Origin of the sequence: Vibrio sp. B172a (assembly GCF_030248355.1) — a bacterium.
Lineage (GTDB): Bacteria > Pseudomonadota > Gammaproteobacteria > Enterobacterales > Vibrionaceae > Vibrio > Vibrio owensii.
In genome coordinates, this window is record NZ_JAHGAC010000002.1 from 265,292 (window position 1) to 284,594 (window position 19,303).

13 protein-coding genes and 1 pseudogene are annotated in these 19,303 nt (G+C 45.8%); 11 read left to right on the forward strand and 3 right to left on the reverse strand.

Features of this window, described 5'->3' with window-relative positions:
- Window positions 1-172 precede the first annotated feature (172 nt).
- The 6 genes from KIT90_RS03545 to KIT90_RS03570 all read left to right on the forward strand — a co-directional run bounded on the left by KIT90_RS03545 (window position 173) and on the right by KIT90_RS03570 (window position 9,179).
- Entirely contained in the window at window positions 173-346 is a 174-nt protein-coding gene (locus KIT90_RS03545) for a hypothetical protein (protein ID WP_009704941.1), read from the forward strand.
- 383 nt (window positions 347-729) lie between these two features.
- Window positions 730-2,742 (forward strand): prolyl oligopeptidase family serine peptidase, encoded by a 2,013-nt coding sequence (locus KIT90_RS03550; protein WP_285375303.1) that lies wholly within the window; start codon window positions 730-732, stop codon window positions 2,740-2,742.
- Window positions 2,743-4,884, forward strand: a complete 2,142-nt coding sequence (locus KIT90_RS03555; protein ID WP_285375305.1) for a TonB-dependent hemoglobin/transferrin/lactoferrin family receptor — start codon at window positions 2,743-2,745, stop codon at window positions 4,882-4,884.
- Window positions 4,885-4,893: 9 nt separating this feature from the next.
- A complete protein-coding gene (locus tag KIT90_RS03560; protein WP_285375307.1) occupies window positions 4,894-7,146 on the forward strand; it encodes a proprotein convertase P-domain-containing protein in 2,253 nt (750 codons plus the stop codon).
- A 25-nt stretch (window positions 7,147-7,171) separates the two neighbouring features.
- Complete coding sequence (locus KIT90_RS03565) at window positions 7,172-8,605, forward strand: DUF1566 domain-containing protein (RefSeq protein WP_285375310.1); 1,434 nt, start codon at window positions 7,172-7,174, stop codon at window positions 8,603-8,605.
- A 1-nt stretch (window position 8,606) separates the two neighbouring features.
- Window positions 8,607-9,179, forward strand: a complete 573-nt coding sequence (locus tag KIT90_RS03570; protein WP_152813138.1) for a DUF1566 domain-containing protein — start codon at window positions 8,607-8,609, stop codon at window positions 9,177-9,179.
- A gap of 102 nt (window positions 9,180-9,281) precedes the next feature.
- Here KIT90_RS03570 and KIT90_RS03575 read toward each other — a convergent pair whose 3' ends face one another.
- Window positions 9,282-10,925, reverse strand: coding sequence for a methyl-accepting chemotaxis protein (locus KIT90_RS03575; protein WP_285375315.1), 1,644 nt, complete (start codon window positions 10,923-10,925; stop codon window positions 9,282-9,284).
- Between the two features lie 333 nt (window positions 10,926-11,258).
- Here KIT90_RS03575 and KIT90_RS03580 point away from each other — a divergent pair, with 333 nt between their 5' ends.
- The 5 genes from KIT90_RS03580 to KIT90_RS03600 all read left to right on the forward strand — a co-directional run bounded on the left by KIT90_RS03580 (window position 11,259) and on the right by KIT90_RS03600 (window position 17,246).
- Entirely contained in the window at window positions 11,259-12,080 is an 822-nt protein-coding gene (locus KIT90_RS03580; RefSeq protein WP_045479692.1) for a phosphate ABC transporter substrate-binding protein, read from the forward strand.
- Window positions 12,081-12,178: 98 nt separating this feature from the next.
- A complete protein-coding gene (pstC, locus tag KIT90_RS03585) occupies window positions 12,179-13,111 on the forward strand; it encodes a phosphate ABC transporter permease subunit PstC (protein WP_020197853.1) in 933 nt (310 codons plus the stop codon).
- Between the two features lie 22 nt (window positions 13,112-13,133).
- The gene (gene pstA / locus KIT90_RS03590) at window positions 13,134-13,997 is read left to right on the forward strand and encodes a phosphate ABC transporter permease PstA (protein ID WP_005441059.1); all 864 of its coding nucleotides are present in this window, start codon (window positions 13,134-13,136) and stop codon (window positions 13,995-13,997) included.
- Window positions 13,998-14,057: 60 nt separating this feature from the next.
- Window positions 14,058-14,807 carry a phosphate ABC transporter ATP-binding protein PstB gene (gene pstB, locus KIT90_RS03595; RefSeq protein WP_005441058.1) on the forward strand — a complete coding sequence of 250 codons (750 nt, stop codon included), beginning with the start codon at window positions 14,058-14,060 and terminating at the stop codon, window positions 14,805-14,807.
- Between the two features lie 372 nt (window positions 14,808-15,179).
- Complete coding sequence (locus KIT90_RS03600; protein WP_285375321.1) at window positions 15,180-17,246, forward strand: GGDEF domain-containing protein; 2,067 nt, start codon at window positions 15,180-15,182, stop codon at window positions 17,244-17,246.
- A gap of 81 nt (window positions 17,247-17,327) precedes the next feature.
- Here KIT90_RS03600 and KIT90_RS03605 read toward each other — a convergent pair whose 3' ends face one another.
- Both KIT90_RS03605 and KIT90_RS03610 read right to left on the reverse strand, forming a co-directional pair.
- Window positions 17,328-18,974 (reverse strand): BatD family protein, encoded by a 1,647-nt coding sequence (locus KIT90_RS03605; protein WP_285375324.1) that lies wholly within the window; start codon window positions 18,972-18,974, stop codon window positions 17,328-17,330.
- 4 nt (window positions 18,975-18,978) lie between these two features.
- Window positions 18,979-19,303: pseudogene (locus KIT90_RS03610) on the reverse strand (hypothetical protein); the annotation flags it as partial.

Below are 19,303 nucleotides of genomic sequence, written 5' to 3' on the forward strand. Positions count from 1 at the left end.
CGCTAGAGGTTAACTGAATTCAAATCCGAGCTTACGAGCTCGGATTTTTTATATCTGAAATTTGCCTTCTCACTGGCTATTGTTTAGCAGTTCTAAACAAGGGTTAAATAGTCTTTGATTTTTCTGAACGACAATTTTGCTTAGCATAGGTTTCCAGAAGAGGAGACAAAATATGTATCAAGAAGAACAGTGGTTAGAAGACATCGATCTGAGCCTTACAGAACAACAGTGCAAATCGTTAGGTTGGGGAAAGAAAGGCGTCTGGGTGGAGATGTTGGCGTTTCTCTGCGTAGCGTTGGTGAGTTGTACTTTAGTACACAATCGCGGAGGCTCACATGATTACTGAAAAGTCTCAAATGGGTGAATTGATTAAATCGGTTGTTTTTTCCTCCCTCTACTTTGTTGGATTTCTTGCTTTACTTTGGGTTGTAACTAGTCATCTTTTCTAGTTTTTCTACCTCTTTTGAGCTACTGACTAAAGTAAAAAAGTTACCCTCGTCACCTTCTTCAGGTGACGTTTTCATTTCTAGATTCTTAATTGCATAGCAATAGATGACTTATCTAACAATAGCTTTGCATAACAGTGCATTCATCCATGATTTAAACGTTTGGCATAATAAAAACCGATAAAAATGTCACGAAAATATGTAAATGATAATTGATCTCATTTTTATTTAAAGGCAGAATACGCGACATAATATTAATCCTATAAATAGTTGTGCCATTTATATGAAATTTAGTCATGTTTTTTTGGGGCTTTTAGTCACCTCTATGCCCAGTGTTGCCTCGGATAACTTTGAGTGGCTGAGAGACGATTCCAGACAAGATGAGCGAGTCCTTTCTTACCTCAAGCAACAGAACCAAAAAACAGAACAATTTCAGACACGCTATGACGAGATTACCCAAAATCTGTTGAGTCAATGGGAAGCCATGACAGCAGAAAAAGGCGAGAAGCCTTGGGTGATTAAAAACGGTCAAGAATGGAATCTCACTCGTCGACAAGGCAACTTTGTTTTGCTTTCGCGGGCTGATAACAGCGCGCAAGAGAAAGTGGTTTACGATTTCTCTTCTCGCCAAGATGAACGTCAATACTTCCAAATTGGTCAATGGCGTATTCAAGACGACTCTTTGTTGTTTACAGAAGATATTGATGGCAGCGAGCAGTACCGTGCTGTGTTGGTTGATCTAAAGAGTGGTGCAGCACGCGAGCTTATCAGCAACATTGATAATGGGGTTCTGCTCTCACCAAATGGCAAGTTTGCTTTCGCTGTCTCAAAAGAAGCGAAAACTCAACGTCCTTACCAAATCGTGCGAATTAACACTCAAACCAACGAGCAGAAAGTACTTTGGCAAGAGGACAAGACCGATTGGCTCATGTCCTTCTATCCCTCAGCCGACGCGCGTTTCGCACTGGTACAAAGTAACAATGAATCGACCACTGAACAAAAGATCCTAAACCTTGATTCTGGAGAGCTAACGGCCTCGCTACGTAAACCGGAATCCGGTGTGGAGTATTATGCAGATGTTGCTCAAGACAGAGTCTTTATCAACAGCAATCTTAATGGTCAGTTTGGTTTGTTTGAAACTGCGATGCCCGAGAAACATGCGGACACTGTTGAGTCTAATTGGAAGTCTTTCTTACGCTCAAAAAATGGCGTAGAACAATTTTACTTGTACGATGCGGGACTTGTGGCATTAACCAAGCAAGACAATAAAACGACAATCTCGGTTTACTCTTATGATGGCACCGCGAAAAAAACGCTTCCGTTAGAGTCGGAAGGGCGTGTTGCTTGGTTGAGCACTCTTGGTGATTACCGCTCTAACAAAATCCGCATTCGTAGTATGTCGATGACGACACCGCCACTGTGGGAAGAGTTTGATGTTAAAGCACTGACGAAGACAAATCTCTCTCAAGATATTTATCACGGCTTCTCTAGCCAAGATTATGTTTCTCAACGCATTATGGTCAAAAGTCATGGTGTGGAAGTGCCGGTTTCTGTTGCTTACCGCAAAGATAAGCTCAGCGATAACGCTCCTGTTGTGCTGTACGGCTATGGCGCGTACGGGTTTACCATGAAACCTTACTTCATGCCTCAAACCGTGAGCTTACTGGATCAAGGCGTTATCTACGCGATAGCGCATGTTCGTGGTGGCGGTTACTTTGGTACCGACTGGCACGAGCAAGGTCGAGGCGCTCTTAAAGCCAACTCTATCAATGATTTCACGGCAGTTGCGCAAGCACTTAAACACTTTGATGGTGGTGAACGTGATGTCTACGCGATTGGATCGAGTGCTGGTGGTACTTTAGTTGCCGGTTCGATCAACCAAGCTCCTGACTTGTTTGCTGGCGCAGTGATGAAGGTCCCTTTTGTCGATGTTGTTGCCAGCATGTCCGATACGACGTTACCACTTACCGCACAACAATATGGAGAATGGGGGAATCCGACACTCCCAGAACAGCTCAAAGCGATGCAAGCTTATGATCCTATTCTCAATATCCACAAAGACGCTTACCCACCCATGTTGGTTCAAGTCGGATTAAACGATCAACGTGTGCCTTATTGGGAAGGCGCGAAGTATCTCGCTCAAATTTCGTCGACCAGTGAATCGACAGGCCCTTATTTGTTGCAAACGGATTTTCACTCTGGCCACCGCATGGATCCAAGGCAGGCGAGAGAGCAACAAGCGAAGGAATACGCATTTCTACTATCACTAATTAAAACATCTAAAGCGGAGCAGTAAATGAAGCTTACCCCAGTGTCAGCGGCAGTACTTTCGGTACTTGCTGCCAGTCAAGTGCACGCCGAATCTAAGGTTTTCTCAATGGAAGAGGTGGTTGTAACCGCCAATAAGATCGATCAGCCATTGTCAAAAGTGGCAGGTAGTGTCGCGGTTATCACAAACGAGCAAATCGAAGAACGAGGCGAAACCGAGCTTTATGACGTGCTGCGTAACGAACCTGGTGTAAGCGTGACGGGCGGTGCAGGACGTCCGCAAAACATTACCATCCGTGGTATGACAGGTAACCGCATTATGATCGTTCGTGATGGCATTCGTTCTGCAGATGGCTTCGGTGCGAATGACATTAATGATGCGGTTGGGCGAGATACTTTTGATTTATCCAATTTTGAATCGCTTCAAATCATTAAGGGTGCAAGCTCTTCGGTGCATGGCTCTGGCGCAATCGGCGGTGTGGTGATTTTAGAATCCAGTAAGCCGGGTGATTTCTTAAAAGACAAAGACTTCTACACCGATGTTTCCGGTACTTACACCGACATCAGTAACAAGTACAAAGGCACGAGTAACCTAGCTTTCCGCTCCGGTGATACTGAGAGTTTGTTTAACGTTTCATACTGGCAGGGGCAAGAGACACGTAACTTTGATGAAGATTTGTATAACCGCGACCTAGATGGTTACAGCGGTGCTTATACGATCAACCACTTTTTCAATGAAGAGGTGATGTTGAAAGCCAAAGCGGAACTCTACACCCAGAATCAAGAGCGTTTGGAGGGTTCACCGTCCATTCAACCTGATGGCATCTGGCATATTGAAGACTTTGCTGAAGATGAAACCTCCGAAGAGTACAGCGCTTACATTGGTGCAGAGGTGACACCGATTAATCCAACTTGGTTCGAAGAGTTGGATACCAAAGTTTATTGGCGTCACACCGAAGTCGTGGAAGATACCAACCGTTTAATGCGACAAGTGGATCACAATGGTTTGATCACCAAACGTCGCGAACTGGAACACAAAACCTTCATCGACGAGACAATTGGTTTCCGTGGCGACTTCACCAATACGATTTATGCAGCAAATGCAGAGCACCAATTGGCTTACGGTGTTGAGCTTTCTACTGACTATTACGAACGCACAGATAGCGATTCCAAGATTGATTGGAACGGCGTAACACCTTCGACCAAACAACCTTTCGCTCCTGCTCGTGCTTATAACATTGGTTTGTATGTTCGAGACATGGTGGAACTGGATAAATGGACCATCACAGGCGGCCTACGCTTTGATGCGCACCGTTTAACGCCGGACGGTGAGGGAGAAGTGGGCGGCTTCCCATTAAAGGACATGGATAGCTCGGAGGTGTCTCCAAGCCTGTCGGTTTCTCGTGAAATGTTTGCCAACAACATCGTTTATGTATCGTACAACCACGGTTACCGTGCTCCGGAATACGACAAAGCATATGGCTTCGTGAACCATGATTTCGTACCGCTAACGCCTTTTGTTATCGCACCTAACTTAGACCTAGAAGCTGAGACTTCGGACTCATTTGAAATTGGTAACAAGTTCGATAACGGTCGTGCGCATGTCTATGCGTCTGTGTTCTACAACAAGTTTGAAAACTTCATCGATGTTGTGACCACAGGCTTTGACTCAAGCACTGGTAATTACATCAAACAGTACCAAAACCTTGATGGCGTAGAGACTTATGGCGCAGAGCTTTCTGCGGGTTACGCGCTCACCAAACAATGGGACATCAGCACTAAGTTTGGCTACGTAGATGGCAAAGACGCGGAAGGCGAATACGTTCGAAGCATTACGCCATTCGAAGGTAACGCTCAACTGAAATACGCCAACCAAGACTTCAACGCTTACGTGGCTTGGAACTGGGCCGCTGCTATGGATCGCGTTCCAAAATGCCAGACCACGCTTGGCCTAGCGACAGAGTGCGCGCAGACAAGCGCGTGGAATACGTTTGATATTGGCGCAACTTACTACGTTTCCAAAGACCTTCGTGTTAGCGCAAACATCGTCAACTTGTTCGACAAAGAGTACATCCGATACCAAGACGTAGCGGGTATCGCTGAGGAAAGTAAGCGTTACTCAACTGAGCCTGGGCGCTACTTCACGCTGAATGCAAAATACGAATTCTAGGACGAAATCATGAAGCTAAAACCATTGGCGTTTTCGCTGCTTATTGCTTGTACCCCTGCGGCGCAGGCTGCAGAGTGGGATTATCCCGCAACGGACTCTGTGGTAACGAATGTAGCGCAAGCGAAAACTTATCTAGACAGCCACTACTCAGAAGCGGGCGAGTTTAAGTTCCGTTACAAAACCCAGTCTCAGCTTGGTGAGCATTACAATTTTGATGTTTGGGTAAACGGTGAATATCAAGCACAGCGCACCTTAGTAGTAACAACCGATAAAAATCATCACGTTGTGCGAGTGTTTAAGAGCCTTGAAGATACGATCATTCGCAACGGTAAACCAACGGTTGCAATGGAATTGGAATCGCCTCGCCAACTGCAAGCACAAGAGCCACCTGCTTTGAGCTCTGGAAGTCTGGTTAATGTTGAGGTTTCTTTATTCAACCCAGATCTTCGCACCATGCAACAGCAAGCGGCACCAGAATCGACGTGGTCAGCACTGTCCGATTACCCTCAGCCGATCGAGTACGTCACCAAGTCGATTGAGGTTTTAAAGTCCGGCGGTAAGTTCTACCTCTCTAACCCAAGATTAAAGCAAGTGGATGCGACGGGTTTATTTGCAGCCCCAGCACCTGGTGAAGCGCCTGTACTCGATACGTTGGACTTTCTCAGCGCAGAGGGGGTTCAAGCATTTGACAGTGTTGATGAGATGCAAAGCACCGAGTTTGGTGACAATGCGTTCCCACAGTTGATGGCTTTTTATCATCTTGATAGCTCGATCCAATATTTGACAAGCCTGACTTACGACTTGTTTGACGAACCGCTTCGTTTTGATGCTCGCGGTTTATCAAAAGATAACTCTACTTACTATTATGGCCCGAAAGCACTCATGCTGGGTGTCGGTGGTGTTTCTCCGGATGCAGTCGATGCTGATGTCGTGATACACGAACTTGGGCATGGCATTCATTACCAAATCGTACCGGATTGGGCGTACGGTCACACTGGTGCTATCGCAGAAGGTTTTGCTGATTACTGGGCGGGCAGCGCGAGCTACCGCACTCAATATTTGGATGCTTCGCGTCGTGGTCAAGAATTCGAGTTAGATACGGTGTTCAACTGGGACGGTGTGTTCGGAACACGCAAAACAACTCGTAGCTTATGGAACCAAAGAGCGCGTTACTTCGAGGGCTCAGAGTATCCAGCGCACGTTAGTGTTGGCGGTGAACTAGGCGACGAGCTATGGTCAACGCCACTGTTCCAAGCGCTTAAAGCATCGGTTGAGCGATACGGTGATGATACCGATAACGTATTCCGTGAGTTTGACGCCATTGTTCTTGAAGGCATGTATGGCATTGGTCGTGGCGTGAAAATGCATGATCTGGCGGAATCGACCGTGTTTGCCGCAAACACCTTGTTCCCAAATAAAGATTACGCCCTATTCCTGACGGATAGCTTCAACAAACACAACTTACTTAAAGCGCCTCTTCGCGTTCGCTATGACGCTCGATACATCGCACAAGGTGAAGACGTGGGTATGAGCCTGAGCCAAACTGGCCGCGAAGCGAGCATCAAAGGGCAATGGCAGCTAAACAACGCATCCGTTTTCGACTTTGATGAAACGCTTTCTGATTCGACCTCAATGAAGGTGGCGTTACCAAGCGGTCTGACGTGTGGCACACAATTCGATTCCTCTATTTCATTGGATTACCAATTTGCTGAAGGCCTAAAGACTCACCAGTGGAGTGAAAAGGTGATGCTGGTTAATGGTACGCCAGATCTCGATATCCAGCCTCAATCAGTGAATTCCGCTTTGCCGGAGCAGGGCGACAGACTGTTCTCTCAGACGCTATCGGACAAGTCACGCACGATTGATGATTCGTTTGCGGTTTACCTGAACATCGAACATGACTCACTGCAGGATCTGCAAGTGACGCTTGTGTCTCCACAAGGCAAATCGGTAGTGCTACTTAGCCATCAATCAAGCAATACCAATGGATTTAAAGGTTACTTCACAGCTCAGTATGACGAGGAGTTACAAGCACTTGTTGGTCAACCGAGTTGGGGTACTTGGCGTCTCGAAGTGTCTGACCGCGTGTCAGGGAACTCTGGGGTGTTGAAAGAGTGGGGTGTGAGTCACTTTGCTCAGTATCAGTGTAGTGCTGATACCACTAAAGAAAGCAGTGGTGGTGGTTCAGGTGGCAGTGGCTCGCCTTGGACCTTGTTAGGACTTTTCCTGCTTTCAATGGTGAGAGTGATTCGCTCTCGTTAATTAAAATCAAAAGAAGATAAAATCTATGAAGTTTCAATATTCTTTCGTTGCTATGTCACTAGCCCTAGCTGGCTGTGGCGGTGGTTCTGGTGGTGACACGTCGGCACCGACCTATGATGTAGCTGGCACCATCGTTTCTGCAGGTACACTTCTTGATACGCCAGTGTGCATCGATTTAAACCAAAACTACGTTTGTGATACTACTGAACCGAGTGCTAAAACGGATAATGCCGGTAAATTTAGCCTGACTTCAAGCGATAAAAACGTACTAACCAGCACCATTCTTGCTCAAGTTGATCAAGGTTCGAACCAAACGTTGCGTCTTGCGGCTCCGGGCCAAAATTTAGCAACGGGTAACACGGTCAATGGTGTAACAACGTTGCTCGCGGGTCTTGTGGTTGACGGTAAAACCGTTGCTCAAGCTGAAGATATTGTGAAAGCGCAACTCACCGATGCCGGCGTTTCTCTGTCTGGTACGGTAATGTCTAACGCAGAAGCTAGCGAGCTAAATAAGCTAGAGCAAAACACGGTTGCACTATTAGCTGCGATGCAGCCACAACAAATGACCAAAGGTGTAGCGCTGCTTGCTCAAAGCCTTAGCTTCCAAGGTAAATCGTTGGCATCTGATCTTCTGTCTGAAGCGGAAGTGGTTGCATTTGCTGAAGAAATTGCAGCGGTTGCTGAACAAACGGTTGGCAGCAACGATACGGGCGCCGTTCTCCATTTTGCTGATGGCGCAGCAGACGTTGCTGAGGTTCAAGCTGCTTACCCTGGTCAAGATGCGGAATACGGCTTCGACAAAGAGGACAAGCAAACGTCGACAGGCGCAGGCTTTAAGTTCGTTAAGCTAGATTCACAAGGTGCTGCTTTAGCTGCAGATGCGACTGAGTGGGCTTGTACTATGGACGAGCGTACTGGTCTTGTTTGGGAAAACAAGAGTGCGGATGCGAGCTCGGTTCAATTTAAAGATCGTACATTCGTGTATGAGTCAGCAACATTCAAACCGTATTACGAAGATCTTGAAGTCGTTGGTTGTGTGGATGCTGCTGATGGCATCTGTTCAACAAGCCAATATGTTGAACATATAAACAAGCAATCACTATGTGGCATTACTGATTGGCGCCTACCAACATACCAAGAGTTCTACGATGTTCTCGACTTAGGCGAGACAGAGAAAGATGCCGACGGAAATGTCTATGGTATGACGATGGCTTACTTCCCTCAACAGGGTAAGGGCAGCCCAGATGTTGAATCAGGTGCTATTTGGCTAAGTGATTTCACATTTAACAATTACTCTAGTTTTAACTACGAAGGTGCGCTTCAGTTTGCAGTAGTTGCTGCGAAAGGCGCTGACCGTGGTTACGTCAGCTTTGTAGAAATTTATTCTGACAAAGTGGAGCGTGACACAGGCACGTCATATCAATTCCCAATCCGTTTAGTAGCAGTTAAGGGCCAATAAGATGAAGAAACTAATCACCGCGCTATCTCTTGTGTTGGCTTCTCAAGTAGCCATGGCGGCACAAGAATGTTCAACTGATTTTGGAAAAACAGCGCCTAACTCTCGTTACACCTACTCTGATGCTGGGACGGTAACTGACTTAAAAACGGGCCTAACTTGGATGCGTTGTCCTGTTGGCTCAACGTGGAATGCGGCAAATGAAGCATGTGACGGCGCTGCGACTAAGATGTCATGGCAGTTAGCGCTATCAACCGCTGAGCAAATCCGCAATGAATCAGGTAACCATGCTTTACATGACTTCGCTGGCAAAAAGAATTGGCGCTTACCAAACATTAAGGAGTTGGTCGCGTTGACAGAACGTGCTTGCCACAGCCCTGCGATGAACGGTACTGCATTCGCAAGTGGCTACACGCTAGAGGTGGGTGACTACGCAGGTTACATCTGGAGTAACACTCCGAACGGTGATGGCTCAAACGTCATGGTGTTTGATTCATTTAATGGTGAGGTTTACAACTGGAGCCCACTAGAGCCAACGAACACTTTCTCTGTTCTATTGGTCACCGACGAAGAATAATCACACCGTTGGATTTTCTCTAATCCAGATATTAAAAAGCTCCGCCAGTGCGGAGCTTTTTTCTTTTCTAACCTTTGAAACTTATCGTGTTGAGCAGAGTGTTTAAACTTGGAACTGCTTAAGTTGGTGCTTTTGGTTTTCTGCTAAGCCAGACAGCTCTTGCGCCGCCGCGGCTGATTGAGTGATACCAGTGACGTTCTGACTCACTAATTCATAGATGGTGCTCAGATTGTTGTTGATGTCTGACGTTACTTGCTTTTGTTCTTCAGAAGCGGTTGCAACTTGGGTGTTGATCGCATTCAAATCTGAAATCGCACTGTTGATGTCGCTCAGTGAACGACTGACTTCTGCAGCAAGCGCTTGGTTGTCTTCTAACATGGCTAAGCTTGAATGCATGCTTTCATTTGCATGGCCAGACTGCTGTTGTAGCTCCTCAATGATGGTTTGGATCTCTTTGGTCGATTCTTGAGTTCTCGCTGCTAGCATACGTACTTCGTCAGCAACTACGGCAAAGCCTCGACCACTTTCTCCCGCTCGTGCTGCTTCAATCGCAGCATTCAAAGCAAGTAGGTTGGTTTGCTCAGAGATGCTCTCAATAACTTCAATCACTTTACCAATTTGTTCGGATTGATCTTTAAGCGACGTGACAACGTGTGCGGCTTCATTCAGTTGATCAGCCATCTTGGTACTCGCACGCGTGCTTTCTTCAAACATGCTTAAGCTTTGAGAAGTCAGCTTACTTGCTTCATTCGACGCGCTATCTGCTTGTTGTGCGTTACTTGAAACCTCAGCCGCTGTGGACTCAAGCTGGTTAATTGCGGATGCTACCTGTTCCACTTCTTGCTTCTCTTGATCGGAGTTTGCACTGCTTTGCGTCATCACGGTTGCCAGTTCGGTCGACGCTGATGCAACATCTTCACTGATTCGAACCAGAGAATCGACCGTACCGCGAAGCTGGTGGATAGTTTGGTTTACGTCATGCGCCAGTTGTGAGACTTCGTTTTTGCCTACTTCGTCTGCTTCTACCAATAAGTTACCTTTTGCGACTTCTCGCATGGTTTCTTGCAGGTTACGGATTGGGGCCACAATGTAGCTCGCCAATAGCCAACTGATCAAAGAAGCAACAGAAAGAATAATCACCAGAGAGACCGTACTGTAGGTCAATGTGGTGGAGTGAAGAACACCGTTTTCTTCGACTTCGTCAGTAACGATTTGATTGAGCTTCTTAGACAAGTTGTCGATGGCGTTGATCATCGCTTCACCGGCAAGGCGGTATTGACCCATTGCGGTTTCATACTCTCGGTCAAAATCGGACGTGGTGTAATCAGAAGAATGCTTCGTATTAAGAAGTGGCGTCATGGTGACACGAGTAAAATCGACGTAATGATTCATGGCATCGCGCATGGCGTTAACTTCAGTGTGAATGCCTTCAATTTGGTCGATGGAGTTGAGAAATTCTCGGTTGGTTGCCTGACGTTGTTGTAATTGTTGGTTAAGTGTTTTGACATCTTCAGCCCTGAAGAGACTGTAGATTGCTTTAATGCGCATCGCGTAAGTGTTGTCTACGATGGAGCTTAACTCTTCTTTATGCACGATAAGGTTATTGGTGGAAACCGTCACCTTGTCGAATGCTTGTTCTAACTTTCCTATGCCTATGCTCAAACCGACGATGAGAAGTATGACAGTAAAAAGTACGGGCACGAAAACCTGTGACTTAATAGACAGCGTACTAAGTAATTGACGCATGATTGACCCTCTAAAGATTGGAACTATTATCATTTTTGTAAATAAAGCAACCCGATTCTAATTATTAGGCTTGATATATCAATCATTTAACGATGTTTATTTGTTATGAAATATATTAAAAGCGATGTACTTGGCATTTTGTTATAACCAAATCATTGCAAAGTATTTTGAGCTCGAAAGTAAATAAAGTTTGATTGCCGATTTATTAAGCAGAAATGACAACGTGTCATAGAGCTTTCAACTAAGTGAAACACAACTGTCATATTTGGATTCTAAAGTGAGCACCGTTCAAGTGAAACACAACGGCAATAAGGCCACTTAAAGGAAATTGTGATGAAAAAGACAGTAATCGGTGCAATCGCACTTCTAGGCGCAATGGCAGTGACTCCTGTTTCTGCTAAAGAAACTATCTCTGCAGTGGGTTCTAGCAGCGTAACTCCACTGATGGAAGTTTTCTCTGAAACATACATGAAGACAAACCCGAACGTATTTATCGAAGTTCAAGGCCCTGGTTCATCTGCAGGTGTTAAAGCAGCGAAGAACGGTTCTGCTGACCTAGGTATGTCTTCTCGTAACCTAAAAGATTCTGAAAAAGAGCCAGCGCTAAAAGAAGAAGCGGTTGCTCTAGACGGTATCGCAGTTGTTGTAAACCCACAAAACAAACTTACTGGCCTTACAGCTGAGCAAGTTACTGCAATCTACAAAGGTGAAGTAACAAACTGGAAAGACGTTGGCGGTGCAGACAAGCCAATCGTTGCTATCACTCGTGACACGGCTTCTGGTACTCGTGGCGCATTCGAAGACATCATGTCTCTAAAAATGAAGATTTCTGGTAAAAAAGTTTCTGCAATCTCTCAACGCGCTCAAGTTGCTAACGGTAACGGCGCACTGAAGACAATGGTTGCTTCTAACCCATACGCAATCGGCTACATCTCTCTAGGTACGGTTGATTCATCTGTAAACGCACTTCCAATTGATGGCATCCAAGCTTCTGTAGACAACGTGAAGAACGGTTCTTACAAAGTTGCTCGTCCATTCCTTGTTCTTTACAAAGAAGGCAAGCCATCAGCTGAAACTCAAAAATTCCTAGACTGGATGCTAACTGACGAAGCGCAAGCGCTAGTTGACCAAAAAGGTTACATCTCAGTTAACTAATCCTATCGGGACTCTAAAGTTTGCTCAGCCCAACGTTTCGGGCTGAGCCTTTTCTATCCATTGTGTTCGACGCCATTGCCAAGAACCGTGAGATTTTTATGACCATCGCAACAAATAGTGAAAAGCTTATGACTACTGACGCAAAAGCGATCAGCAAGCCAGGCCTACGCGAAAAACGCCGCGTAGACTGGAGAGAGCGCATCTTCCACGGCTTGTTCCTAACGAGTGCTGTAATCGGCATCGTATCATTAGCAGTTATCGCATACTTCATCGTTCGAGAGAGTATCCCAGCATTCCAAGAAGCGGGCGTCTCGGGCATCGTTCTAGGCCAAAACTGGCTACCACCGGCACTGTACGGTGTTGCAACCATGATTGTTGCTTCTATCGTTTCGACAGCAGGCGCTGTTTTAGTCGGTGTTCCAGTTGGTGTCTTAACCGCTATCTTCATCGCTGAAATCGCACCAAAGCGTTTAGCTGACATCATCCGCCCAGCGGTTGAGCTGCTAGCCGGTATTCCTTCGGTGGTTTACGGTTTCTTCGGTCTGGTTATTATCGTTCCATTGATTCAGAACGTATTCGATGTACCAGCAGGTAACACTATCTTGGCCGGTATCATTGTTCTTGGTGTGATGATTCTACCAACGGTAATTACGGTATCTGAAACCTCTATCCGCGCTGTTCCTCGTACTTACAAAGAAGGTTCTTTGGCTCTAGGTGCATCGAAAATCTACACCATCTTTAAATTGCTCGTTCCAGCGGCTCGCTCAGGCATCATGACAGGTGTGATTCTGGGTATCGGTCGTGCGTTGGGTGAGACCATGGCGATCATCATGGTAATGGGTAACGCGCCGGCAATGCCAGAAGGCATCCTTGATTCGGCTCGTACGCTAACCGCAAACATCGCTATTGAAATGTCTTACGCAAGTGGTGTTCACGCGAACGCACTTTACGCTACAGGTGTGGTACTTCTGGTCTTCATCATGTCGTTGAACGCTGTACTACTGTACCTAAACCGAGAAAAAGCGAAGTAATCGCTCGTTAAAGGTGACTATTATGGATCGCGCAAAACTGAAAAAAGCACGCCAGTTCAAAGATAATGTCTTTAACGCATTTGTCTGGATCTCGGCAGCACTAACGGTAGGTTTCTTGTTCTGGATTATCTGGTACATCCTATCAAACGGTCTACAACACGTAGATTGGAACTTCATTACTGATAACTACACGCGCACAGGTGAAGAGCACGGCATCTTCCCAATGATTGTGGCGACAATTTACATGGTTATCGCATCTATCGCAGTGGCAGCGCCACTCGGTATCATGACGGCAATCTACTTGACCGAGTACGCGAAAGTGGGCAGTCGTTTGGTGAAAATCATCCGATTCTGTACTGAGTCGTTGGCGGGTATCCCGTCGATCATCTTCGGTCTGTTCGGTATGACTTTCTTCGTGGCGATTCTTGGCCTTGGCTTCTCGATTCTATCGGGTGCATTGACGCTAAGTATCCTAATCCTGCCAGTTATCATCCGTACTACGGAAGAAGCGTTGATGGCAGTACCACAGACGTACCGTGAAGGCTCTTACGGCCTGGGTGCATCTAAGATTTACACTATCTGGCGTTTGATTCTTCCGAGCGCAATGCCAGGTATCTTAACCTCGGTCATTCTAAGTATTGGTCGTGTCATTGGTGAGTCTGCTCCAGTATTCCTGACAGCAGGTATGGTTGCACGTATTCCGGATTCTTTATTGGATTCAGGTCGTACGCTAACCGTTCACCTATACAAACTGACTACCGAACTGTTTACCATTGAAGAATGGAATCAGGCTTACGGTACGGCGACAGTTCTGATTGTTGTTGTTCTACTGATCAACATGTTTACAAAACTGATTGCACGACGTTTTAACACCGCAACTTACTAACAAAACGAATTAAGAACGCACGTTAAAAGACACGAATTCAAGATTTAAGAGATTAAGAAAATGAACAAGTTTGATATTGAAAACCTAGACCTGTTTTACGGTGACAACCAAGCACTGAAATCAATCAACCTGCCTATTCCAGTACGCCAAGTGACGGCACTTATCGGTCCTTCTGGTTGTGGTAAATCAACACTACTACGTTGTTTGAACCGCATGAATGATCTTATTGAAGGCGTAAAGATCACAGGTAAGCTGTCAATGGATGGCGAAGACATTTACGGCAACATTGACGTTGCTGACCTTCGCATCAAAGTGGGCATGGTATTCCAAAAGCCAAACCCATTCCCGATGAGCATCTACGAGAACGTGGCTTACGGTCTGCGCGCTCAAGGCATCAAAGATAAGAAGCACATTGATGAAGTGGTTGAGAGCTCACTTCGTGGCGCAGCGCTTTGGGACGAAGTGAAAGACCGTCTTAAGTCACATGCATTTGGTCTATCTGGTGGTCAGCAGCAACGTCTATGTATCGCACGTACAATCGCGATGGAACCTGATGTGATTCTAATGGATGAACCAACATCGGCACTTGACCCTATTGCAACACACAAAATCGAAGAATTGATGGAAGAGCTGAAGAAAAACTACACCATCGTTATCGTGACTCACTCAATGCAACAGGCGCGTCGTATTTCTGACCGCACTGCGTTCTTCCTAATGGGTGAACTGGTTGAGCACGATGATACACAAGTTATCTTCAGCAACCCGCAAGACGACCGTACTCAAGGTTACGTAAACGGTGACTTCGGTTAATCCACACATTTACTGGCATACACACAAATAACTATAAGCGATGGTACTCTTGCCCCTCTTGATGAGGGGCCTTTTTTATTTTTGGACTTGAAAAACACCAATATTAAGAATGTTCATGTTGATTCATTTTTGCGCATATTTTTGCAGTATGTAATCCGGATGAAACACCTGTCTAAAAATGTTGAAGGGTTCTCGAATGTGAAATTAAGTCCATATTTTTTGCGAATGACTTAACAGCTCAACTTGGATTCCATTGATTGCATATCCACCCCTAAGTAGTTTTTTATCGAGGATAAAAAAGTAGATTAGGTTGGTCAGGTGAGTTTAAAGAGTTTTACAAGAACGGTCTCTTCCACAAGGGACCATAGGTTATTGGCTGAAGCCATATTCGAACATCTAGAGCAGCATTTTTCCCCCAGTGCGATAGCGATCTTTGATGATCCGCTGACCAACCCTTCTTGGACGGTTCGATTCTCGCGGGGTGACCTCTTTCCTCTCCAAAATTATCCAGAAGCATTCTGGGATTGGGCTAACCAATTCGATACTTCAGAAAGCATCATTCCTCTGGCCATCAATACCTGCAATTGGAATCACGTCCAAGACCTCGGTGGCGAAAGTTATATCATGATGCTCGACAACACGCCGATTAAACGTACCTACCTACTGATTCAAAACGTTCAAGCTCGCAGCGCACACAATATTTACGAAGAAAGCTATGACGCAATGCAACTCTCGGCGGCGCGTTGGCAGTGTGTCCGCGCAGAAAAACATGCCTCGTTAGAAATGAAGCATCGCGATGTACGAGAAGCGCAGTATGTTGATGAGCTTGGGCAGCGTGAACGTTTTATTGAAAACATGAAGCTTGTCCAGCAGGTTGCGTTAGATATCTCTAACCCTGATTCACTGAAAGATCTTTATTTGAAAGCGGTGGAAGCACTGCGAGAGCACCTAGGTTTTGACCGCTCCACGTTAATGTTACTGGACATGAAAAAGCGCAGTTTCAGTGGCACTTATGGAACGAATGAGGATGGCATCACCATTGATGAATTCCACACCCAATATGATCTTCATCAACTAAGTGAAGAGTACATTGCATCACTGTCCAGTTTGGATCGTAACCTCGTTATTGTAGAGGATGCGCCTATCTATACCGCAGGTAAAGTTGTGGGGCAGGGCTGGAATGCAATGCTGATTTTAAGAGATGGAAATGAGCCATTTGGTTGGTTTGCGCTTGATAACTTTATTCACCGAAAACCCGTCACTGCCTATCAAAAACAGATGCTGGAATCATTTGGTTCGCTTTTCTCTCAAATCTTTATTCGCAAACGCCAAGAGCAAAACGTACGTATGCTGCATTCGAGCATGGTTGAGTTATCACGCTGTACGACGGTGAGTGATGTTTGCAAATCTGCTGTGACGTTTGCCATCAAGAATCTAGGTATCGACCGTATGGCGGTGTTTTTGACCGATGAAAATTGCTCTTACATGCAAGGGACTTGGGGAACCGATATTCAAGGCAATGTGGTTGATGAGTCGTATTTTTTTGGGGAAACCCAAGACTTCTCTTTAATTAACTTAGCTAAATCCATGCCCAATGAAGTGGCGTTCGAAGAATCCGTTCCTATTTATCATGATTGCAATATCGTCGGTTTTGGTTGGGCGGCCATGACAGTGCTGACGTCAAACAGCAGTGGGCCAATTGCGTTCATCGCGGTCGATAACTTGTTAACCCGTGCGCCTTTGACCTCGCAACTGCGTGAAGTGATTCGGATGTTTGCTTCTAGCTTGGTTGAAGTTTTGCAGCGTACACAAGCGCAAGAAGCAATTAGAGAGCTCAATGAGAATCTAGAACTCGAAGTGCAGAACCGAACTAAAGAGTTGGAAGAAGCGAATCGGCAATTGGAAGTCTTGTCTAAGCTCGATCCCTTAACGAGACTGGGTAACCGACGCATGCTAGAACACGTTATGCAAAAGTACTGCTCTCTTGAGCATAACGAAGTGATGTCTTTTGGGTTGATTCTTATCGATATTGACCACTTTGGCTTGTTTAACAATCATTATGGGCATTTAGAAGGTGACATTGCGCTGATGCGTATTGGTAATATTCTCGACCATCATACAAAAGATGAAGACGAAGTCTTTTGTCGAATTGGAGGGGAAGAGTTCGTTTTGTTGATGATTGGGTCAAACCAAGAAGAGGTGCGACTGAGAGCTGAATGTATTCGCCAATGCATTGAAGAAGAAGGCATAAGACATTGCCATAACCCAGAAGGAGAATTTCTTACTGTCTCAGTGGGTTACTCGCGTTATCAAGCGCAAGGCAAAGACTTTAATTTTGATCACTTATACCAACTGGCTGATAAAGCACTCTATCTAGCAAAAAACAGTGGTCGAAACTGTGTTCGAACCTGTGAGCTGACAAGTCAAATTGTCGCTTAAAACATCGAGACTGAACGGATAGATACAAAAATGGCAGCTCAATAAGAGCTGCCATTTTCATTAATCACGCCTCGCCTTCGACTAGAGCTTTTCTAGCTGGTGGTTAGGCTTACTCTTCTTCTCTTTAGCGAGTTGTTTGATCTTAGCTAGCAGAGAGTCTGGTTTCCATTCTTGCTGAGTAGCGCTGAAGCGAGCTTGATTCATCACATTCAATTCTTCTTTCACCGCTTTTGTCGCTTCGGATTCACTGTTGAAGTGATGGGTGTTTAAGTAGTCGTTAACCGCTCTTTCAATCTTGGCGTTATCACCTTGTTTGATGATGTTCTCCAAATCTTGCAGAGATGAGCCGTGCGTTGAAGTCTCAACTTTCTCAGGCTTTACGGTTCTGCGCTTTTTCCAAAGTCCAAATGCAATTGCTGATGAGACAAGCCAAAGTGCACCAAACACGAACGTCAGTGTTTTCCAGACTGTATCCACACCACTTTGAACCACAGGTGCTGAGGTTGTCGCCGGTTGTGCTGGCAACGCACTTTCTGGCAGCGTGATTAAGCCACTGTCACTTTTCTCCACATTAAGCTTTAACGCTGAAATGTCGGCTTTTCTCGCTTGGTCACGATTGCTGTCCCACCAATTTAGGCTGTAGCCCGGCAGGGTGAGATCACCGGCTTCTGTGGGAATCAAAACCTGCTTCACTGTCATGGTGACAGTGCCATCACGCGATGTCTCGAACTGAGGTTGTTCAGGATATACACGCAGTGTACTTGGGTAGACAATACCAATACGAGGTAGATATTCCGCTTGTGTACCACGAGCTCGAATACGAATCGTACGAGTAATTGAAGAGCCTTGTTTCACTGTGCTGACGGTATTTGCTGATAGCGGATTGCCTTGCTCATCTTGCCAGCTTTGCGTTAATTCTAAAGCAGAAGCTGGCAGCCAGTTACCTTTAAAGTCTTTAGGGATAGGCTTTACAGTAATTGGCATTTGCTCAGTTTTAGTATTGATTGGCATGATCTTGGTTGAGCCGGTTAGGCTGTCACCATAGATGTAAGACCCCGTCAATTTAGGGCCATTTAGCGTGTAGGTACCAGGTTGTTCGGCTGTAATGCGGAAAGCTTGTTCTACGACCGTCACTTCTAAGCCATCAATGATGCGTTGTGCCTGCTTCATATCGCTGGCTGGCTCGATTTTCATCCCATCAATGCTTGGCGGCACGACTTGTGGATTATCCAAACGGCGAGGGTCTACTTTGATCGCCAACTGCATACGTAGTGTTGCTGACTGCTGTGGGTACAAAGTGTGGCTATCCACGCTCATGTTGAAGCTAAACAAATCGTCTAGATTCGGCTCACCTTTGTCTTTTGTCACGCGCAGCTTAATTGGCTCAGTTTTCATCCCATCTGCAGAAAAGCTCGGTATGGTGATGACGCCTTCTTTCATCGGGGCAATCGAGATGCTCCATTCTGTGCGAACGGTTTTGTGGCCGTTAATGTTATTACTAGAACGGCCGTAGCGAGGTTGACCTAAAAAGAAGTCCTGTTTCAATGCGTCAAAGTCGATCGCATCTGAGCCAAGCTCGGTATCTGCCATGATCCTTAGGTTGATCACTTCGTTCTTCGCCACCTGAGTTTTGTTTACACTAGCTTGTAGGGTTTGTGCAAAAACCGAAAAGCTAGTCAGTAGGCTGGCCATCAGAACAAAGACCAGTTTTGCGCCTTTTTTCATCATGGACTTACCACTCCTTATTAGATTGTTGTGGACGTTGTTTTTGTTGAGCTTGAAGCTGCATTTGAGCTCGAATCAAGAAACTAGGGTCACGCGCGCTTTCTACCGCTTCTAAGCGACGGAACTCAGGATCATCCTGAGGCGTTTTCTCTGGCTGAGCTTGAGCCTGAATAGGTTCATCTTTTCGCTCGCCTTGTTTCTCTTCTTCTTGCTTGGCTTTTTGTCGCTCAGCTTTCTGATTTTCTTTTTTATTTTCAGGTTCTTGCTGGTTTTGTGACTGTTGCCCTTGCTCTTGTTTAGCATCACTCTGAGACTGCTGTTGCTGCTGTTGC

Coding starts and splice junctions, on each gene's coding strand:
- KIT90_RS03545 (WP_009704941.1), top strand. CDS start 173: ATGTATCAAGAAGAACAGTGGTTAGAAGACATCGATCTGAGCCTTACA.
- KIT90_RS03550 (WP_285375303.1), top strand. CDS start 730: ATGAAATTTAGTCATGTTTTTTTGGGGCTTTTAGTCACCTCTATGCCC.
- KIT90_RS03555 (WP_285375305.1), top strand. CDS start 2,743: ATGAAGCTTACCCCAGTGTCAGCGGCAGTACTTTCGGTACTTGCTGCC.
- KIT90_RS03560 (WP_285375307.1), top strand. CDS start 4,894: ATGAAGCTAAAACCATTGGCGTTTTCGCTGCTTATTGCTTGTACCCCT.
- KIT90_RS03565 (WP_285375310.1), top strand. CDS start 7,172: ATGAAGTTTCAATATTCTTTCGTTGCTATGTCACTAGCCCTAGCTGGC.
- KIT90_RS03570 (WP_152813138.1), top strand. CDS start 8,607: ATGAAGAAACTAATCACCGCGCTATCTCTTGTGTTGGCTTCTCAAGTA.
- KIT90_RS03575 (WP_285375315.1), bottom strand. CDS start 10,925: ATGCGTCAATTACTTAGTACGCTGTCTATTAAGTCACAGGTTTTCGTG.
- KIT90_RS03580 (WP_045479692.1), top strand. CDS start 11,259: ATGAAAAAGACAGTAATCGGTGCAATCGCACTTCTAGGCGCAATGGCA.
- pstC (WP_020197853.1), top strand. CDS start 12,179: ATGACCATCGCAACAAATAGTGAAAAGCTTATGACTACTGACGCAAAA.
- pstA (WP_005441059.1), top strand. CDS start 13,134: ATGGATCGCGCAAAACTGAAAAAAGCACGCCAGTTCAAAGATAATGTC.
- pstB (WP_005441058.1), top strand. CDS start 14,058: ATGAACAAGTTTGATATTGAAAACCTAGACCTGTTTTACGGTGACAAC.
- KIT90_RS03605 (WP_285375324.1), bottom strand. CDS start 18,974: ATGATGAAAAAAGGCGCAAAACTGGTCTTTGTTCTGATGGCCAGCCTA.